This is a genomic window from Sphingobacterium thalpophilum (assembly GCF_038396785.1).
Classification (GTDB): domain Bacteria; phylum Bacteroidota; class Bacteroidia; order Sphingobacteriales; family Sphingobacteriaceae; genus Sphingobacterium; species Sphingobacterium thalpophilum_A.
In genome coordinates this window covers 5,527,303-5,545,891 of the sequence record NZ_CP151087.1, presented here as the reverse complement: position 1 = coordinate 5,545,891, position 18,589 = coordinate 5,527,303, and the positions used below count along the sequence as shown (strand labels likewise).

At 38.5% G+C, this 18,589-nt stretch carries 16 protein-coding genes; 9 read left to right on the top strand and 7 right to left on the bottom strand.

Annotated features, from left to right (window positions below; all coding sequences use genetic code 11):
* Positions 1-67: 67 nt before the first annotated feature.
* From nusA to AACH28_RS24475, 3 genes are all read right to left on the bottom strand, one after another.
* The gene (nusA, locus tag AACH28_RS24485; protein WP_070567754.1) at positions 68-1,309 is read right to left on the bottom strand and encodes a transcription termination factor NusA; all 1,242 of its coding nucleotides are present in this window, start codon (positions 1,307-1,309) and stop codon (positions 68-70) included.
* Positions 1,310-1,314: 5 nt separating this feature from the next.
* On the bottom strand, positions 1,315-1,779 hold the full coding sequence (gene rimP / locus AACH28_RS24480; RefSeq protein WP_075993376.1) for a ribosome assembly cofactor RimP: 465 nt from the start codon (positions 1,777-1,779) through the stop codon (positions 1,315-1,317).
* A 237-nt stretch (positions 1,780-2,016) separates the two neighbouring features.
* On the bottom strand, positions 2,017-2,793 hold the full coding sequence (locus tag AACH28_RS24475) for a LexA family transcriptional regulator (protein ID WP_112376126.1): 777 nt from the start codon (positions 2,791-2,793) through the stop codon (positions 2,017-2,019).
* Positions 2,794-2,895: 102 nt separating this feature from the next.
* Between AACH28_RS24475 and AACH28_RS24470 the strand changes: the two genes are divergently transcribed.
* The gene (locus AACH28_RS24470; RefSeq protein WP_112376125.1) at positions 2,896-3,219 is read left to right on the top strand and encodes a GIY-YIG nuclease family protein; all 324 of its coding nucleotides are present in this window, start codon (positions 2,896-2,898) and stop codon (positions 3,217-3,219) included.
* Positions 3,220-3,287: 68 nt separating this feature from the next.
* Here AACH28_RS24470 and AACH28_RS24465 read toward each other — a convergent pair whose 3' ends face one another.
* Positions 3,288-5,684, bottom strand: a complete 2,397-nt coding sequence (locus AACH28_RS24465) for a penicillin-binding protein 1A (RefSeq protein WP_070567762.1) — start codon at positions 5,682-5,684, stop codon at positions 3,288-3,290.
* Positions 5,685-6,067: 383 nt separating this feature from the next.
* Between AACH28_RS24465 and rpoN the strand changes: the two genes are divergently transcribed.
* The 3 genes from rpoN (at position 6,068) to AACH28_RS24450 (ending at position 9,656) form a co-directional block, all read left to right on the top strand.
* Positions 6,068-7,534 (top strand): RNA polymerase factor sigma-54, encoded by a 1,467-nt coding sequence (gene rpoN / locus AACH28_RS24460; RefSeq protein WP_341831789.1) that lies wholly within the window; start codon positions 6,068-6,070, stop codon positions 7,532-7,534.
* Between the two features lie 80 nt (positions 7,535-7,614).
* On the top strand, positions 7,615-8,490 hold the full coding sequence (locus AACH28_RS24455; protein WP_112376122.1) for a carbon-nitrogen hydrolase: 876 nt from the start codon (positions 7,615-7,617) through the stop codon (positions 8,488-8,490).
* A gap of 89 nt (positions 8,491-8,579) precedes the next feature.
* The gene (locus tag AACH28_RS24450) at positions 8,580-9,656 is read left to right on the top strand and encodes an agmatine/peptidylarginine deiminase (protein WP_286753757.1); all 1,077 of its coding nucleotides are present in this window, start codon (positions 8,580-8,582) and stop codon (positions 9,654-9,656) included.
* Positions 9,657-9,764: 108 nt separating this feature from the next.
* Here the strand turns inward: AACH28_RS24450 and agaR are convergent, their stop codons facing one another.
* The 3 genes from agaR to proS form a co-directional block, all read right to left on the bottom strand.
* Complete coding sequence (gene agaR, locus AACH28_RS24445; protein ID WP_341831788.1) at positions 9,765-10,526, bottom strand: transcriptional repressor AgaR; 762 nt, start codon at positions 10,524-10,526, stop codon at positions 9,765-9,767.
* Between the two features lie 220 nt (positions 10,527-10,746).
* Positions 10,747-11,535 carry a GDP-L-fucose synthase gene (locus AACH28_RS24440; RefSeq protein WP_341831787.1) on the bottom strand — a complete coding sequence of 263 codons (789 nt, stop codon included), beginning with the start codon at positions 11,533-11,535 and terminating at the stop codon, positions 10,747-10,749.
* A gap of 15 nt (positions 11,536-11,550) precedes the next feature.
* Positions 11,551-13,023 carry a proline--tRNA ligase gene (proS, locus tag AACH28_RS24435; RefSeq protein WP_046675471.1) on the bottom strand — a complete coding sequence of 491 codons (1,473 nt, stop codon included), beginning with the start codon at positions 13,021-13,023 and terminating at the stop codon, positions 11,551-11,553.
* A 178-nt stretch (positions 13,024-13,201) separates the two neighbouring features.
* On the opposite strand from proS, the gene AACH28_RS24430 reads away from it, so the two are divergent.
* The 5 genes from AACH28_RS24430 to AACH28_RS24410 all read left to right on the top strand — a co-directional run bounded on the left by AACH28_RS24430 (position 13,202) and on the right by AACH28_RS24410 (position 18,535).
* Positions 13,202-14,347, top strand: a complete 1,146-nt coding sequence (locus AACH28_RS24430; RefSeq protein ID WP_341831786.1) for a hypothetical protein — start codon at positions 13,202-13,204, stop codon at positions 14,345-14,347.
* 70 nt (positions 14,348-14,417) lie between these two features.
* Complete coding sequence (locus tag AACH28_RS24425) at positions 14,418-16,010, top strand: hypothetical protein (protein ID WP_312741441.1); 1,593 nt, start codon at positions 14,418-14,420, stop codon at positions 16,008-16,010.
* Between the two features lie 163 nt (positions 16,011-16,173).
* Positions 16,174-16,929: a hypothetical protein gene (locus AACH28_RS24420; protein ID WP_112376119.1), complete on the top strand. Its 756-nt coding sequence runs from the start codon at positions 16,174-16,176 to the stop codon at positions 16,927-16,929.
* An 11-nt stretch (positions 16,930-16,940) separates the two neighbouring features.
* Entirely contained in the window at positions 16,941-17,864 is a 924-nt protein-coding gene (locus tag AACH28_RS24415) for a LysM peptidoglycan-binding domain-containing protein (protein WP_341831785.1), read from the top strand.
* A 32-nt stretch (positions 17,865-17,896) separates the two neighbouring features.
* Entirely contained in the window at positions 17,897-18,535 is a 639-nt protein-coding gene (locus AACH28_RS24410) for a uridine kinase (protein WP_046675464.1), read from the top strand.
* The last annotated feature ends 54 nt before the right edge of the window (positions 18,536-18,589 follow it).

Here is an 18,589-nt window from a genome sequence, read left to right as displayed (position 1 = left end):
ATGTTTTTTTCCATCCATAAACAATTTATTCCGAATGTTAGATAGAAAAAAATTAACGAGCTGAATTTTATTCAAATTCAGCTTGTAAAATACGTACAATCTCACGAACAGTATCCTCTTCCAAATCGGTACGTCTAACCAGCTCTTCCTCGCTAAGAGACAACACCGACTTAGCTGAATCCAAGCCGACACGCTTCAATTCATCAATAACCCAGCTTTCAATCTCATCGCTGAATTCTTCGATATCGACATCTTCATCAAACTCGTCATTTTCGCGATAAACATCTATTTCATAACCAGTCAATTTACCAGCCAATTTAATATTATGTCCCCCACGTCCAATGGCTAAAGAAACTTGATCCGATTTTAAATATACAGCCGCAGTCTTATTTTCTTCATCGATTTTGATTGAGCTAATTCTTGCAGGGCTCAAAGCACGAGCGATGTACAACGAATGATTTGTTGTAAAATTAATTACATCAATATTCTCATTACGCAGCTCACGAACGATACCATGAATACGAGACCCCTTCATACCAACACAAGCTCCTACAGGATCAATACGATCGTCATAAGACTCAACAGCAACCTTTGCTCTTTCCCCTGGCTCACGAACGATTTTCTTGATCGTAATCAAACCATCGAAAATCTCAGGAACCTCAAGTTCAAATAAACGTTGTAAGAACGCAGGTGCAGTACGTGAAATAATAATCTTCGGATTATTATTCATCATATCTACTTTATGCACAACTGCGCGAATGCCATCTCCCTTTTTGAAATAGTCAGCTGGGATTTGCTCTGATTTAGGAAGAATTAATTCATTCCCGTCCTCATCCAATACCAAGATCTCCTTTTTCCAAATCTGATAGACCTCACCAATGACCAACTCTCCTTCTCTATCTTTATATTTCTTAAAGACCTCGTCTTTTTCCAATTCCAAAACCTTAGATACAAGCGTCTGACGTGCCGCTAAAATTGCACGACGACCAAAGCTTTCCAATGTGATCTGTTCAATAAAATCATCACCTACTTCCAAATCTTCATCATGCTTTCTAGCTTCCGCTAATTCGATTTCAAGGTCATCATCTTCTGAAAACTCATCTTCAACAACGACACGCGTCCTCCAAATCTCCAAATCTCCGTTATCTGGATTCACGATAACATCCACATTTTCATCCGTACCAAAACGACGACGGATCATACTACGAAAAACCTCTTCCAATACTGTAATAACAGTAGGTCTATCGATATTCTTAAACTCCTTAAACTCTTGAAAAGAGTCTATCAGATTGATGTTGCTGTTACTCATTATTATTAAAATGAAATTACCACTTTTGTTGCTTTTATTTGATCAAAAGGAAGTTCTTTTTCTACCTCTTGTGCTTTTTTACCTTTTTCTTTTATCTTTTGAAGAACATTGATCTTCATCTCGTCTACGGTCAATAATGTACCTTCAACTTTTGTATTATCGTTCAACTTTACCTGAACTGTACGACCTATATTCTTTTGATACTGTCGGATATTAACAAAATTAGCATCAATACCTGGAGATGAAACCTCTAAACGGTAAGCATCATCAATTACATTTTCCTCCTCCAAGTGGAAACCAACATGACGGCTCACCTGTGCGCAATCATCAATATTCACCCCATTATCTCCGTCCAAAAGAATCTCGAGAATTTTATTTGGGCGCATCTTCACACTGACGATAAACAAATCCTCGCGATCTGCAATTTTTTCCGCGATGAGTTCAATAACTCTCTTTTCTATATGCTGCATTGTTCTGTTTCTAGAAATGCTAAATTAATTGAATTAAAAAAAGGGGGCAATACGAGCCCCCTTCCTTTCAGATATGCAAATATAGCATTTTATAAAATAAAAAACAAACTTAGATAGATTGTTTTTATATTCAATATACCTACAGTCCCTATAAAAACAAGCTATCGATCGCTCCTCAGTCCTTGTAATCATCTTCACAGCGTGACTAAATAATAAAAATACGTAGATAATTCTCCACTATTTAGAACCATCTACCACTGCATTAATCGTCTTCTGCATCTGCGCCATCATGCTGGTCAGGGTTTCCATGGTTGGCTCCGGAGTAGGTTCGGGCAGCTGTGTACTAATAAAAGCCTTAGCCTTCCACACTTCAAGAATATCAGCAGTCTCTACCCAATAGGGCTCATAGGTCTTATTATCAGAAACAAGCTTCAAACCTTTATCCTCTTTAAATTTAAAAGCAACGCGTTTATACACCACACCATCTTCTTTCGACACGACAATATAGGTACTTCCTGGTTTAATATCATGCCAATTTTCTACGTATTCGGCCACAATAATAGAACCAGAAGGTAAAGGCAACATCGAATCCCCTTTTATTTCAAAAGCACGAAATGTCCCCTGACCAAACATAGGTAGCGAAAACTTTGGCAACTCAGCAACATATTCTGGATCACCATATCCATTTAAATACCCCGCACTAGCCTTAACCGGAACAAGTTCGATATTTTCACGATCATCTGCATCCACAGTCACACTAAGCACCCTTAAATTTGAGGCATTGCTTTTAGGAACCGGCTTCCATTTGTCATCAATAACATCGTTTGCCAACTCATCCATAGTCAAACCATAGAATTCGGCAATCTTCTTTAATAACTCATATTTAGGCTCTGCTCGATCTTCCTCGTATGCACCGACAGACGCACGCTTAATTTCCATAAGATCAGCAAATTGTTGCTGGGTGATTTTTTTTCCTTTTCGAAGGAATTTCAGATTGGACGAAATATTTGACATATTATTTTTTCAAAAAAATATTTTGCAAAAACTAATTTTATTAGTAATATTGTGCCAATAAAATTAGTAAATATATTTTAAACGTCCAAATAATTTAGCATTATGAACAATTTTATTGTATATATATCAACTGACAACAATCGGAAACACTTTAAAATCGGTCTCAGTTCCAACATCTTTAGTACAGTAATGGAACTACAGCAGTCCAATAATTTTATTTTCAACCAGGGCCCTAGCTTAAATCGAATAATCTACACAGAATCTTTCACAAATTCGGAGACCGCCAATAAGAGAATAAGTGAACTGCAACATTTTACAACCATGCAAGTCGAAAGGCTCATCCGTAAATATAATCCTAATTGGAATAATCTTTTCCCTCAGCAACACCAAACGTTCACCAAGAGAGATTCCAACCACGCAGCCTAGCATAAAAAAAGCCACCTTAGTTAAACTAGGCGGCCATCTTTATTTTTTAGATATATCTTTAACTATTATCAGTTTTGACTACCAAGCTCCTCCAACGAGGATGACCCCACGCTACTCGTTCCGCTATCAGCACCTTCAGTATGATTACGCTCAACAGGATGCTCCGTTCCCTCTTCCTCAGGCCCGATAAATCCTTCATCAGCGGGCTCTTCTACTTGTGTCGAATCACTTTGCTCTGGTTCCGGATCACTATAACGCGGAGTTTCGCATTTGTAAGATTTCGTAATTTCAACAGTAGGACTAGGAAACTTACCTTGCGTATATCCCAATTGTTTGTCTTTATAAACAGACTCCATATACACCCCAAATATTGGTAATGCTGTACGAGAACCTTCTCCCGAATGAGAATTTTTAAAGTGAATACTCCGTTCGTCACAGCCAACCCAAACACCTGTCACCAAATCTTTAGTCACTCCCATATACCAACCATCTACATATTCGGAAGAAGTACCTGTCTTTCCTCCGATTTCATTTTCCTTATCAAATAAATCCCATTCCCACAATCCCTGAGATGTACCTCCAGGTTCTTCCATACCACCCCGCAGCATATACGTCATCAACCAGGCATCTTGTTTATCCACCACTTGTTTACGCTCCGCCTGAAAAGTGGCAATAACATTACCATCATGATCCTCGATCTTAGACACCAATAAAGGTGAGACACGCTCACCGTGATTCATCATCGTCGAGTACCCATTCACCATTTCAAAAACAGAAACATCATTAGGTCCTAACCCCACAGAGGCAACAGGATTTAATTTACTTGTAATACCACAACGATGTGCCGCATCAACAACTTTCGCGGGCGTAACCATATCAGTTAACTGAACCGTAACCGAATTAATGGAACGCGCCATCGCATGACGCAACGACATTTCACGATAGGAAAAATTCCAATCTGCATTTTTAGGCTCCCAAACCTCAACAGAATCTCCTTTATCAATCTTGATCGTAACAGGTTTATCCGTAATCTTATCACACGGAGACATCCCTGACTCCAAAGCAGCCAAGTATACAAAAGGTTTAAATGTAGACCCCGCTTGTCGCTTCGCCTGCATCACGTGATCATACTTAAAATATTGGTGGTTGATCCCACCCACCCATGCTTTAATTTCACCCGAGTACGGATCCATAGACATCATGCCTGCATTTAACATCATGGCATAATATTTCAAAGAATCCATTGTAGACATATCCTTTTGGATCTTACCACCATCCTTCCAATTATAAACTTCGATCTTCTTCTTTTTATTTAGGAAGTAATTGATGCTATCAGGGGTATTTGCATATTTTTTACTCAAAAAAGCATAATAAGGAGTTTTCTTTGCCAAATTATCCAAGAAGTTGGGTATAACCTTACCTGATAAATCACGCCAAGGCTCCTGGCCCTCCCAGGTGTTATTTAGACGTTGCTGTAATTCAATCATTTGTTTCGCCACAGCCTCTTCAGCATGCTTTTGAAGTTTAGAATTTATCGTCGTGTAAATTTTCAAACCGTCTGTATAGATATCATAATTGTTATCCTCAGACCATTTTTCCAACCATTTAGCTACTGCAGCACGTAAGTAAGAATCTCCACCCGCATTAAGATCTTGACTATTTGTATTCAAAACAATCTTCTCCTTAACCAGTTTATCATACTCTTCTTTTTTCAGAAAACCACCTTTATACATTTGACTTAAAACGGTGTTTTTTCGCACAAAAGCATTTTCGGGATTACGAATAGGATTATATAAAGTCGTACCTTTTAACATGCCAATCAAAACAGCAGCTTCGGTCTGATTCAATTGATTCGCTCCTTTCGAAAAATAGCGCTTTGCAGCAGTCTCAATCCCATAGGCATTATTACTGAAGGATACTGTATTTAAATACATCTCCAATATCTGATTTTTGGAATAACGTTGCTCCAATTTATAAGCCGTCATCCACTCCTTAAACTTCGTGATCACTAGACCCGCCACGGGAAGACGCGTCAACAATCCACCGGCCTTATTATAACGAGTACGATAAAGATTTTTAGCTAACTGTTGCGTAATTGTACTCGCGCCTCGTTTATCCCCTTTTAATGTAGAGATAATACCTGATCCTAGACCAAAAAAATCAACACCATTATGGCTATAAAAACGAACATCCTCAGTTGCAATCAACGCATTAGTAACAGACTTCGGAATACTATCAAATGGAATTGGATTTCTGTCCTCGTCGAAATACCGTCCAATTAAAACACTATCTGCCGTGTATAATTCCGTAGAAATATTAACACTAGGCATAACGATATCCTTTTTTGTTGGAGAATAACCAAAGAGCCACAAAAAATTCAATTGTATAGCACACACCAATATAATGATAAAATATACTGCTATAACAAGATAACGAAGAATCCTATTCTTAATACGTTTAAACATAAATGGAAATTTATCTTATATTCAACACATCCGACCAGCAAAAGGTTTTACACCTGTCCAATATGCCTTTTTATCTATTTTCAGGGGCTAAATATACAACTAAATAAATCGCTGTAATCAACTATTTACATTTTTTAACAATAAAAAACACCTGCCAAACAACTGTAAAATACGACATAATTCGAAAGGGTGGATTTTGGAAATTACAGCCACGATTAAACAACAAAAGACCTATAGGTAGAAAAAGGCCTAGTCTCAAATTTCTTTGCAACTTTTTCCCGCGTTCCACAAATATTATACCCATTTTTTATTTATTATCGATTTTATTTTAAAATAATAATGATATTTGTTTAAATTTAGATGTAAAAAAGTCAACTATTAGCATGTTAAAACAAACATTACAACAAAAGCTATTACAGAAATTGTCCCCGCAGCAAATACAATTTATAAAATTGTTGCAGGTTCCGACTGTTTCATTAGATGCGAGAATCAAGGAAGAATTAGAAGAAAACCCTGCGTTAGAAGATGGTAGCTTGACTAATATGACCGATCCTATAGAAGAATACCCCGATAAAGATCCAGATGACAACTTTGACAATGAAGACGGATTCGACTCAGAAGACTTTAGTTTAGAAGACTATATCCAGGAAGATGATTTCAAAGATTATGGCAATGGCTATGACTACGGAGATGACGATGACGACCGAAAAGAAATGCCTGTTGCAATTCAGCAATCCTTTTATGAGCAGTTACAACAACAATTAGACCTTTTAGCTTTAGATGACAAGCACTTTTTAATTGGCCAGCAAATTATTGGCAGTCTGGACGATGACGGCTATTTACGCCGGCCCATCATCAATCTTGTCGACGACCTCGCTTTTGGCCAAAATGTAATGACCGATGAACAGGAAGTATTGGATATGCTAAAGGTAATTCAAGATTTTGAGCCTGCAGGAATTGGAGCACGAGATCTGCAAGAGTGCCTATTGATCCAATTACAAAAAAAGGACACACAAAATCCCACAATCAAACTCGCTATTAAAGTCGTAGCGAATTACCTGGAAGAATTCACTAAAAAGCATTATGATAAATTAGAAAAATCTTTAGGCGTTTCATCAGAAGATTTAAAAAACGTAGTCAACGAAATTCTAAAACTTAATCCAAAACCAGGAGATTCTGGCGCAGTAGCAGGCAAGCAACTACATATTATCCCGGATTTCCATATCAGCAATAATGATGGAACACTGCATTTGACTTTAAATGGCCGAAATGCACCTGAGCTCCGCATAAGTCGTGATTATCAACACATGTTTGAACATTACGAGAAATCGGATCAAAAGGATAAAAAAATGAAAGAGGCTGTGCAATTTGTCAAACAAAAACTTGACTCAGCCAAATGGTTTATTGATGCAATAAAACAGCGTCAACAAACCCTACTAAAAACAATGAATGCAATCATGGAATACCAATATGATTATTTCCTCACAGGTGATGATCGTAAGCTAAAACCAATGATATTAAAAGACATCGCCGACAAAATCGATATGGATATATCAACTGTGTCGCGGGTAGCAAATTCAAAATACGTACAAACAGAATTTGGAACATTTCTCTTAAAATCGTTTTTCTCTGAAGCTATTCAAACGGATTCTGGTGAAGAAGTATCCAATAAAGAGGTTAAGAAAATATTGGAGGAGTGCATCGCAAAAGAAAATAAACGGAAACCCTTGGCTGACGAGAAACTCACTGAGATTCTCAAAGAAAAAGGCTACAATATTGCGCGGCGAACGGTTGCAAAATATCGGGAAGCATTGAACATTCCGGTAGCAAGATTACGAAAAGAGCTCTAAGAGCTCTTTTTGTTTTTCCTACCGACCAAATCCAAATTAAGAATAGTATCTTTGTGCTGTATTAAAATAAGCATTAAAGAATGAGCAAAGTAAAAGTTGGAGTTGTACAGATGAGCTGTACCGCAAGCAAACAAGAGAATCTCGAAAAAGCTATCGCTAAAGTAAAAGAAGCCGCTGCAAAAGGTGCGCAAATTGTGTGTCTGCAAGAACTATTTACCTCTTTATATTTCTGCGATGTGGAAGATTATGACAATTTCGCACTGGCTGAAGCTATTCCGGGTCCATCAACGGACGCCCTATCGGCTGTTGCTAAAGAAGCAGGTGTCGTCATTATCGCTTCATTATTTGAAAAAAGAGCAGAAGGACTGTACCATAATACAACCGCTGTATTGGATGCAGACGGTTCCTATTTAGGAAAATATCGCAAAATGCATATTCCAGATGACCCTGCGTTTTACGAAAAATTCTATTTTACACCAGGCGATTTAGGCTACAAAGTATTCAAAACAAAATTTGGAAAAATAGGCATCTTAATTTGCTGGGATCAATGGTATCCGGAAGCATCTCGAATTACCGCATTGATGGGTGCCGAAATTTTATTCTATCCTACTGCTATCGGATGGGCAACAGACCAAGATGAAGAAACCAACAAAGATCAATATAATGCATGGCAAACAATACAACGCTCCCATGCCGTTGCAAACGGCGTTCCTGTTGTATCCGTTAACCGTGTGGGATTTGAACAAAATGGTGCAATGAAATTCTGGGGTGGAAGCTTCGTGACGAATGGACAAGGTAAATTACTCTACCTTGCTTCACATGACAAAGAAGAAATTGAGGTCGTCGAACTAGATTTAAATGAATCGGACTATTTCAGAAAACATTGGCCATTTTTGAGAGACCGAAGAATCGAAACATACGCGCCGATCACCAAACGTTTTATTGACGAAGACTAATATTGGATATGCTAGCCATTTCAGTTTCGAAGGCATACCACTGTGCTGAAACAAACTGAAATGGCTTTTTTAATCCCGCTAAAATAAGTATGGAACAAAAAAAAACATTCACCCTGGACTATTTTGACAATTCCCCAAAACAACAGGGCTTCTCTTTTCCTGCAGAATGGGCAAAGCAAGAAGCCTTATGGTTGAGCTGGCCACATAAAGAGGAATCTTGGCCCGGGAAGATCGAAACAATATACAAACCTTATTGCGAATTTATTAAAGCCGTAGCAGCAGGGCAAAAAGTAAGGATTAACGTCGCTAATGAGGAAATGCAAAATTTTGCTATTACCGCACTCAAAGAAGTGACAACAGATTTTAGCAATATCGAATTCTACTTTAATCCGACTAACGATGCTTGGTGTAGAGACCACGGTCCCGCTTTTATTATTAACCAAGCAACAAATCAAAAAGCAGTAGTCGACTGGGGCTATAATGCCTGGGGTGGAAAATACCCTCCTTTCGACCTGGACGATATTGTTCCGACACGTATTGCCACAACATTCAACCTTCCTCTATTTGTCCCTGATATCGTCATGGAAGGCGGTTCAGTTGAGTTTAATGGCGCAGGAACAATCATGACAACAACGGCTTGTCTATTGAATAAAAACCGAAATCCACACCTGACAAAAGAGCAGATAGAAACTTATTTAAAAGAATTTTACGGTCAGGAACAGGTTTTATGGCTTGGAGACGGTATCGTTGGAGACGATACAGATGGACACATTGACGATATTACACGTTTCGTCAACGAAAACACCGTTTTAACAGTTGTCGAGGAAGATCCAAGGGATGAAAACTACGAGATACTTCAAGAAAATCTAGCAACACTTCGTTCATTTAGGCTCTTAAATGGAGAGCCACTGCATATCGTTGAGCTCCCAATGCCAGCACCGGTCATCTATGACGAAACAAGATTGCCTGCTTCTTATGCTAATTTCTACATTGCAAACGATATCGTTGTTGTACCGATCTTCAACGATAAAAATGACCAAAGAGCACTGGATATTATCCAAGGCTGTTTCCCTACACGTAAAGTCATCGGTATAAATTCCGTTGACATTATTTGGGGGCTGGGAAGTTTCCACTGTTTAAGCCAGCAGGAGCCGGCACTGAGCTAAAAAAATTATCCATAGAAAAAATGTCCCCAAAAAGTTAAACACTCTTTTGGGGACATTTTTTATGATAAAAAGTCGAGCATAGTTTTGAGTTTTTTTTGTTAAACTGTGTTAAACAACTATGACGTTTACCCCAGCTTTTTCTAACGATTCCACAAAGCTTGTATTTACTTTGTCATCGGTAATTAATATATCAATTTTATCAAAACCACAAATTCGTCCGAAACTTCTTCTTCCAAATTTGGAAGAATCTGCAAGAACGACAACTTTTTGAGCCGTATCGATCATAATGCGATTTAATTGAGCTTCCTGCGCACTTGACGTTGATATCCCGTACTCCAGGTCAATCCCGTCTACACCCAAAAACAATTTACTGCAATAAAAATCCTGTAATAAATTTTCTGCATACTTTCCCGTTACGGATGTTGAGGTCTTGCGAAGCGTCCCCCCCATCTGCATGATTTCAACCGAAGGATATTTGATCAATTCCATTGCAACATTCAATGCCGAAGTCACTACAGTAATATTTCCTTTAGGAACAATCTGCTTTGCTAGCGACTGCATGGTCGTTCCTGAAGCTATAATGATGGAATCATTTTCCTCAATCATTTCAGCCGCTTTTTTCCCGATCCTGCTTTTATCATCCGAACGAAGTTTCTCTTTTTCAAATACGGTACGATCAGTCGTATAAGGATTATATTGTGTTGCCCCGCCATGCGTCCTAAACAACAATCCACTATCTTCCAACAAGGTCAAATCCTTCCGAATGGTCACAGAGGAAACGCCCAATTCCTCACATAGATCAATTACCTGAACTACGCCGACTTCCTTTAATTGTTTTAAGATATATTGATGTCTCTCTACATTTGTCATGGCTCTATTATAATATGCTGTTAAAATACTAATCTATTATCGGTTTGTTCAAAGGAAAACACCAATATCTGGCAAAAATTTCTCGATATGGGTAAATTCCCGCAAATATGACCCCCTACTTAAATTTCCCATAGTAGAATTGATGTTAAAATAATGAAATTATTTAATTTTTTCACCTTGGTAGTCACAAATTCATTTTTCTTTTTAAAATAAAAATGAATTAAAATTGCAAAGGATTAGGCAGGACATATTCATATTCCAGTTCCTCTTGAAGTAATTCACCCCTAACTATTTTTTGAATCGTATTCGTTGCTTCGAATGCAAGTGGCAAAATATAGCCATATTTTTTTGCCGACGCTAGAATTACGTCCTTTTTTTTAGGATGTAAGGGAGCAACAACATTGTATACAGTATGTTTAAGCACATTGCAAGATGCCGCCTCTAACAGTCTGATCACATCATCGATATGAACAAAATTGGCTGGCTGTTCACCCGTCGTACAAATACGTTCGGAAAAATATTTGGCAAAAACACGGTTTTTACCAAACAAACCTCCTAATCGATAAATTATGGTATCAGCCAATCCCAACATGCATGCTTCAGCAAGCAAGAGTTTTGATGAGAGCTCGGTTGTATCTGCATAGAATTCATCAAATACAGCATCTTTATCCGGATAAATTCCAATAGAGCTCAGAAAGACTTGTTTCTTCCAAGTAATGTGCCTGTAAAATGATTTAATATTCGAAAATCTGTTTTCAAGAATCGCTACACTATTTTTCTGACTTGCCGGAATACTGTTTAATACGAAGTCAAATTGAGTAGGTAAATCTATCCTTGCTGGAAAGTTTTCATAATCAAAGTCTAGAATAAATGAAAAAATACCATCGGCATTCAACCGATGGTATTTTTCAGATGTTGTCGTACTAGCCCAAACCTCATGGCCTTGATACTTCATATGTAGCGCAAAAGATTCTGCAAGCCAACCACATCCCAAAATGAGTATCCTCATATTCTGATAAGACTATTAATAGGCTTTTGCAAAGAGTACACGACGATTTGAAGGCTTCCCGGTAAAGATACAAACACCTTCCTCTTCTTTCGCATCCAGAGGAATACAACGAATTGTTGCCTTGGTTTCTTCTTTTACGCGTTTTTCTGTTTCTGTTGTTCCGTCCCAATGACAAGAGATAAAACCACCCTTACCTTCCAGCACTTCTTTAAACTCATCATACGAATTCACTTCAGTGAAATGCGATGTCCTGAAATTTAATGCTTTTTGGTATATATTTTCTTGTATAGTATCTAGCAATTGTACAATAGTACCGGCCAAGCCCTCCTGAGCAACCGTTTCCTTCGTTTGGGTATCACGTCGCGCTAATTCTACCGTACCATTTTGCATATCTCTTGCCCCGACTGCGACACGTACAGGAACACCTTTTAACTCCCATTCTGCAAATTTAAAGCCCGGACGTTGAGTGTCCCGATCGTCGTATTTTACGGATATGTCGTTCACCCGTAATTCTTTTGTCAACTGATTCACGAATTCATCGATCTGTGCTTTTTCTGCATCAGTTTTAAAAATCGGAACAATGACAACTTGAATTGGTGCCAATTTTGGTGGCAATACCAATCCTTGATCATCTGAGTGAGCCATAATCAATGCACCCATCAAACGTGTAGAAACACCCCAAGAAGTCGCCCAAACATGCTCCAATTTTCCTTCTTTAGACGTAAATTTCACGTCAAACGCCTTTGCAAAGTTTTGGCCGAGGAAATGAGAAGTTCCTGCTTGCAATGCTTTTCCATCTTGCATCAATGCTTCAATACAATAGGTATCCAAGGCACCCGCAAAACGTTCGTTTTCTGTTTTTCTACCACGTACAACAGGCACAGCCAATATCTTTTCAGCAAATTCCGCATAGACATCAAGCATACGTTCGGTTTCTTCAATAGCCTCTTCTCTGGTTGCGTGAGCTGTATGGCCCTCCTGCCACAAAAACTCCGCAGTACGCAAGAAAAGACGTGTACGCATTTCCCATCGTACGACGTTGGCCCATTGGTTGACCAAAATTGGAAGATCACGATAAGATTCAATCCAACCACGGTAGGTATTCCATATAATCGTCTCAGAAGTCGGACGTACAATTAGCTCTTCCTCCAATTTCGCCTCTTCATCCACTACGATCTTACCTGTACCATCGTTTTTTAATCTATAATGAGTTACTACCGCGCATTCGGTAGCGAAACCTTCCACATGCGCAGCTTCTTTTGAAAAAAACGATTTGGGAATGAATAAAGGGAAATAAGCGTTGCTATGACCTGTTTCTTTAAATCTTTTATCTAAGATCGCTTGCATCCGTTCCCAGATGGCGTACCCGTATGGTTTGATCACCATACAGCCTCGTACAGCTGAATTTTCAGCTAGATCAGCTTTGATCACAAGCTCGTTATACCATTGCGAATAATCTTCAGCACGACTTGTTATTCCTTTACTCATATGAAATTGATAAATTATTGTAACATTATTACGTTAAATCCCGTCTGTAATTCTAATACGAAAAGCGTTCAATAAAAAATATTTGTATTTTTGATTACTTCGATTAAACCCCTTCGAGAAATCTGCGTCTAAGATAGTAAATAAGGCTGTATAATCGAAAATAAGGATTTAGGATATTATGAAAAAAAATAGATTATTTATCGGAGCACTTGCCATAACAGGAGCGTTCATGCTTGGTTCCTGCGGTACAAGTAGGCAAATCTATGGCGACGATGTCTATGGCAATAATGGGCAAGCGAGACAAAAGGTTTATCAAAGCCCAGATTACTATTACACAGATGCAGATCAGTCCCAACCAAACGGACAGGCACAAGGTGGTTACTATGATGACGAATATTCTGATCAGGATTACAACAATGATTCCTATGAAGATCTTGAATATGCAAACCGTATCAATCGTTTCTATTACGCTAGTCCGGGCATGACGTACTTTGACCCATTTTTTGATCCATGGTATGGTTATGGTTTCGGTGGTTGGTATGGATACGGCCCTTCATTCGGAATGGGATGGGGGTGGGGATCTAGCTGGGGCTGGGGCTCTCCTTGGTATGGCGGTTACAGACCTTGGGGTGGCTGGTATGGCGGCGGCTATTGGGGATCTGGTTGGTATGGAAACGGTTACTGGGGCGGTGGCTACTGGGGTAACTCAAGACCACGCTATGCATCAAGTAGATCTGTATACAGAGATAACTATAACACGCGCAGTTCATCATCACGAACCCGAACTTCAGGTGGATATGACCGTAACAGTGTTGCTCGGAGTTCTGGAGGATACGACCGTACTGGCGTAGCACGTGATTCTAGAGGCAGAATCACATCCGTTGCTAGTAGATCAAGAAATTCTGATGGCACGGTATCTTCACGGAGTTCTTCATACGATAGAACTGGAGGAAGAACAAGAACATCAGATGGCGTTTCGAACAGAGCTTACTCAGACGGTATGCGTTCAAGAACGTCAGACAGAGTCAATGGCTCCTATCCAAACAACACACGTAGCACCTCTAGCGGATATTATAATAATGATTCCAGATCACGAAACAGTTCGGGAGAGGTATCTCGTCCGATGAGCCGTTCGATGGAAACACGTTCCAGCAACCCAAGCTCAACGTCAAGACCGTCGTATACTCCGCCAACAAGAAGCTATGATAGTGGTTCATCTTCCCGCTCTAGCGGTGGTTTTTCTGGAGGTGGTAGTTCTAGATCTTCGGGAGGAGGCTTCTCTGGAGGCGGTAGCTCAAGATCAAGTGGAGGACGTACTCGATAGTTAAAAGCATTTAAACAGTAGCACGCAGCATCTTGTTTGCTACTGATTATTATTGACGATATTTTAGCATATGACAATCAAAAAATTACTTTTTGGAACTGCATTCGTTTTAGGTGCAGCAGGGACTACTCAAGCGCAATATACGAAAGATGTACTTTTATTCTCCCAAGGGGACAATGGCGGAACAGCTCGTTTTAAGGCCATGGGAAATGCATCTACCGCATTAGGTGGAGATATAAGTTCGATTACGAGTAACCCCGCAGGTTTGGGTTACTTCAATCAGTCTGATATATCAGTAACTAGCAGGTACCTGAACAATAAAAACAAAACCGACTATTTTGGTCAAAATTCAAACAGTAGCAAGAACAATTTCAACTTAGATAATGCTGGAATTGTTTTTCACTTACCAACTTACCGCAATGGCGGGAACTTAGATCGAGGCTGGTTAAATTTCAATGTTGGTATTGCTTACAACCGAAATTACGTCTATAACAACCTGTTAGAATATCGAGGAGTAAATAATACGAGTTCGATATCAGATGCTTATTCAGACCGTCTTTCAGATGTCGGAGGAACTCAAGGCTGGGGTCAGGAAGTCTATAACAACTCTTTGTTATTCGACGTAGACCCCAAAAATGCGGGCGCCTATATCCCAATTACTGTTGGCGGAACTTTTGATGGAAAAAATGGCTTTAATCAAGTAAACTCGATCTTAGAAAAAGGTAGTAAATCCGAATCTGTTTTGTCATTTGGTGCGAATTATAGCAACAAATTGTATTTGGGAGCCTCTTTAGGTTTCACTGCGTTTACGTACGACAATTCCAGCTGGTTTACTGAATATGGTCAAACAATGACCGCCGACCAATTAAAAGCCATCAACAAAGATTCAGAATTTTTAAAACCAACCAATGCCCAAAAGTATGCCATGTTGGATAAAGATTATGAATTATATGATGATTATGCGCAGGCCACTGATGGTACCGGTGTAGACTTTAAACTTGGGGTAATCTATAAATTTACGCCAACGTTTAGCATGGGATTCACTGCTAAGTCACCTACATTTATGAGCATCCGGGATGAATCATATAGCAATTCTGAGTTCCGTTACTTCAGACCAAATGAAGACAAATCATTTAAAGAGTATAGAACCAGTGATGACGCAGGGCACAGTTACTTGGAGTATAACATGAATACACCCTATAAATTGTCTCTTGGTGCAAGCCAATTATTCTCAAGAGGATTAATAACGGCTGATGTCGAATGGGTAGACTATGCCGCTATGCGTTTTAAAGATGTGGGAAATTACAGTAAAACGTTAGAAAAGAACATGAATCAAAACATCAAAGATACTTACCAAGGTGCATTTAATGCCCGAATTGGTGGTGAAGTGATGTTTGATAATGTATTCAGCGGAAGAGCTGGTTTCAATTACAGTGGCAACCCCTATAAAAATGCAGACTACACGAATTATACAGCATCTTTAGGTATCGGCGCTAAACTTGGCCGCGGCATGTATGTTGATTTGACCGGTGCGTATAATGCAGTCAATTACAAAGAAAGCCCGTATTTGATTAATGAGAACTACTGGAATAATGCTAGTCCGGTAGCCGATATAAAAAATCAACGGACTAATGTTGTACTAACAATTGGTTCTAAATTTTAAACAGTATTTTTCTCAAAAAAAAGGTCCAGCTATGTCTGGACTTTTTTTTGAGAAAAATACTGTTTAAAACAAACATAAAACACGATAAAATCAGTTTACGCGTGATTATACTTGTATATAAAAGTAACTTTATCTAAGTTTGTCCCCTTGGATTGAAAATTACATGGCAAATCACACAATTTCAAAAGCATTCAATTTCATTTTTACATACCCCATTTGGCGGATAGAAATCGATGCGGAGAATAAATTGATCGCTATAGAGACAAGAAATCCAGATGATACCTTTCCCTATTTTAATGTCATCACTTTTGAAGGAACTTACGTATTACAAGACTTCAAGGCAATAGCCAAAGAGTGGGTCCTAGCAGGAATTCAATGCAAAAAATTAATACTTAAGAAGATTGCCAATAATTCACCTATTGACGCAGGCATACAGGTAATCGATTGCTACAATCCGCAGCTTCAAGAAACCTGGTTCAACTACATATTCATCGGCATGGTTGATCAAGGCGTGCTTATTAGACCAAAAGTAATAGCAGAAGGCTTCCAATTATTTTTGAACCTCCAATCGATGTCGATTGAAAGCAAAAATGAAATTTTCTTTAAACCTTATGCTAGCGAGCTCGTCTATCCTATTATCTACAATGGTGAAATACCCCTTTTTTTGAAGGATTTCCCAATTGATGGTGAAATCTGGATAAATACAGTGAATGACTACTTTATTTGGGCTTTCTATGAAAAAGACAGAAACAATTGTTATCAAATCAGGCTAGTGCAATCCACAAGAGAAACATTGACAGAGTCTATTATTGCAGTTTCCAAACTGGAACTAAAGCTCTTCAACATTTATTTTCTTATTCACGAACAAATATTCCTTTTGACAGATAATAAACGGGAGTTTGTTTCGTATTTAGTATAATTGCAAAATATATGAAAGTTTTATTCGAATTAAAGACATATAAAAAGATAGCTATTCTATCCATCGCGATATTAGCTATTCAACAAGTTGAAGCAAAAAACTCAACTTCTTTACGCGCTGATTTTATCCCTGATTCAGTAGGAACAGAAGCAATCAATGGTGAAGAATACGTGCTGTTCAAAATTGAAAAAGGAGATAATTATTACCAGTTAAGTAAAAAGTATAAAACGACGGTAGGCCAATTGACCCAAATAAACGGTAATGGAACATTAAGCCTGGGTCAAATTGTTAAGATTCCAACAGGTCGTAAAGCGAAATCAACAGTAAACAATGACCGTGGAAATATGACAGTGCAAAATCCGCGTAATCCGCAGCAGCAAGAAGGTTTCACGGAATATATCGTTGGTGAGAAAGAGACACTTTATGCCATATCTAAAAGGTTCAGTATTTCTGTTGAAGACATCAAAAAAGCAAATAACTTAAAAAATAATGTTATTGGCGGTGGAATGAAACTCATGATCCCCAATCAGCCCCTGCCTCCTGAACCACCAAAATTAGTTGAACCTAAAGGAATCGAAATTGTAAGCCCCGATTCTACTGACGGTGATGATAAAGAAGAAAATCAAATTTCAACAAACCGCTACGGAATACGTGAAAAGTCCGAACGTGGTATTGGCGTCTGGATTGATGGGCTATCATCTCAAGGTACAAGCAACCTCGCTCTTCATAAGTCAGCTCCAGTAGGTACTATTTTAAAAATTACTAACCCAATGACCAAAAGTGTGACTTATGCAAAAGTGGTTGGTAAATTTAATGATAATGCCGAAAACCAAAATGCAATTGTCGTGTTGTCAAAATCTGCCGCCGCGAGCATAGGCGCACTTGATAAACGCTTCCAGGTTGAAATTGCGTATGGATTACCTCTAGAAAATTAACAGAATAAAATAGCTTTTATAGCATAGTAAGAATGAATAACAAACCGTATGTCATAGGAATTGCCGGAAGTAGTGGTTCTGGGAAGACTTTTTTTTTAAATAGCTTTTTAAAACATTTTAACCCACATGAGGTGACCTTAATTTCCCAAGATGATTATTACATCCCTGCCAATACTAAAACTCAGGAGGAAAACAGGCTCTATAACTTCGATATTCCGACATCAATCGACAGAGATGCTTTTTATAAAGATATCAAGGCTCTCTTTAACGGTGAGACAATATATAAGGAAGAGTATACATTTAACAACCCTTCATTAACACCCAAAATATTAGAGATTAAACCGGCACCTATTTTAATTATTGAAGGTCTATTCATTTTCTATTATACAGAGATAAATAATTTAATCAATCATAAGATATTTTTAAGCGCTGATCAGGATATCGCGTTAAGACGACGCTTACACCGTGATCTGGTTGAACGGGGATACTTTGAAGATGATGTCATGTACAAATGGGTAAACCATGTTCTACCCTCCTACAACGAGTACCTACTGCCGTATCAGGACACTTGCGATCAGGTCATATTTAACAATACCGATGAACCAGAGCCAATCTGGGAAATCACCAACCAAATTTCTGAAGAGCTAAAATTAAAGCTCAATTTGGTATAAAATTAAAACAATCTAGAAAGGAGAATCTCGTAAACAGATTCTCCTTTCTATTTA

What these genes read in the sequence shown, in the direction of transcription:
- nusA (WP_070567754.1), bottom strand. Translation starts at nt 1,309, where the DNA reads ATGAGTAACAGCAACATCAATCTGATAGACTCTTTTCAAGAGTTTAAG.
- rimP (WP_075993376.1), bottom strand. Translation starts at nt 1,779, where the DNA reads ATGCAGCATATAGAAAAGAGAGTTATTGAACTCATCGCGGAAAAAATT.
- AACH28_RS24475 (WP_112376126.1), bottom strand. Translation starts at nt 2,793, where the DNA reads ATGTCAAATATTTCGTCCAATCTGAAATTCCTTCGAAAAGGAAAAAAA.
- AACH28_RS24470 (WP_112376125.1), top strand. Translation starts at nt 2,896, where the DNA reads ATGAACAATTTTATTGTATATATATCAACTGACAACAATCGGAAACAC.
- AACH28_RS24465 (WP_070567762.1), bottom strand. Translation starts at nt 5,684, where the DNA reads ATGTTTAAACGTATTAAGAATAGGATTCTTCGTTATCTTGTTATAGCA.
- rpoN (WP_341831789.1), top strand. Translation starts at nt 6,068, where the DNA reads ATGTTAAAACAAACATTACAACAAAAGCTATTACAGAAATTGTCCCCG.
- AACH28_RS24455 (WP_112376122.1), top strand. Translation starts at nt 7,615, where the DNA reads ATGAGCAAAGTAAAAGTTGGAGTTGTACAGATGAGCTGTACCGCAAGC.
- AACH28_RS24450 (WP_286753757.1), top strand. Translation starts at nt 8,580, where the DNA reads ATGGAACAAAAAAAAACATTCACCCTGGACTATTTTGACAATTCCCCA.
- agaR (WP_341831788.1), bottom strand. Translation starts at nt 10,526, where the DNA reads ATGACAAATGTAGAGAGACATCAATATATCTTAAAACAATTAAAGGAA.
- AACH28_RS24440 (WP_341831787.1), bottom strand. Translation starts at nt 11,535, where the DNA reads ATGAGGATACTCATTTTGGGATGTGGTTGGCTTGCAGAATCTTTTGCG.
- proS (WP_046675471.1), bottom strand. Translation starts at nt 13,023, where the DNA reads ATGAGTAAAGGAATAACAAGTCGTGCTGAAGATTATTCGCAATGGTAT.
- AACH28_RS24430 (WP_341831786.1), top strand. Translation starts at nt 13,202, where the DNA reads ATGAAAAAAAATAGATTATTTATCGGAGCACTTGCCATAACAGGAGCG.
- AACH28_RS24425 (WP_312741441.1), top strand. Translation starts at nt 14,418, where the DNA reads ATGACAATCAAAAAATTACTTTTTGGAACTGCATTCGTTTTAGGTGCA.
- AACH28_RS24420 (WP_112376119.1), top strand. Translation starts at nt 16,174, where the DNA reads ATGGCAAATCACACAATTTCAAAAGCATTCAATTTCATTTTTACATAC.
- AACH28_RS24415 (WP_341831785.1), top strand. Translation starts at nt 16,941, where the DNA reads ATGAAAGTTTTATTCGAATTAAAGACATATAAAAAGATAGCTATTCTA.
- AACH28_RS24410 (WP_046675464.1), top strand. Translation starts at nt 17,897, where the DNA reads ATGAATAACAAACCGTATGTCATAGGAATTGCCGGAAGTAGTGGTTCT.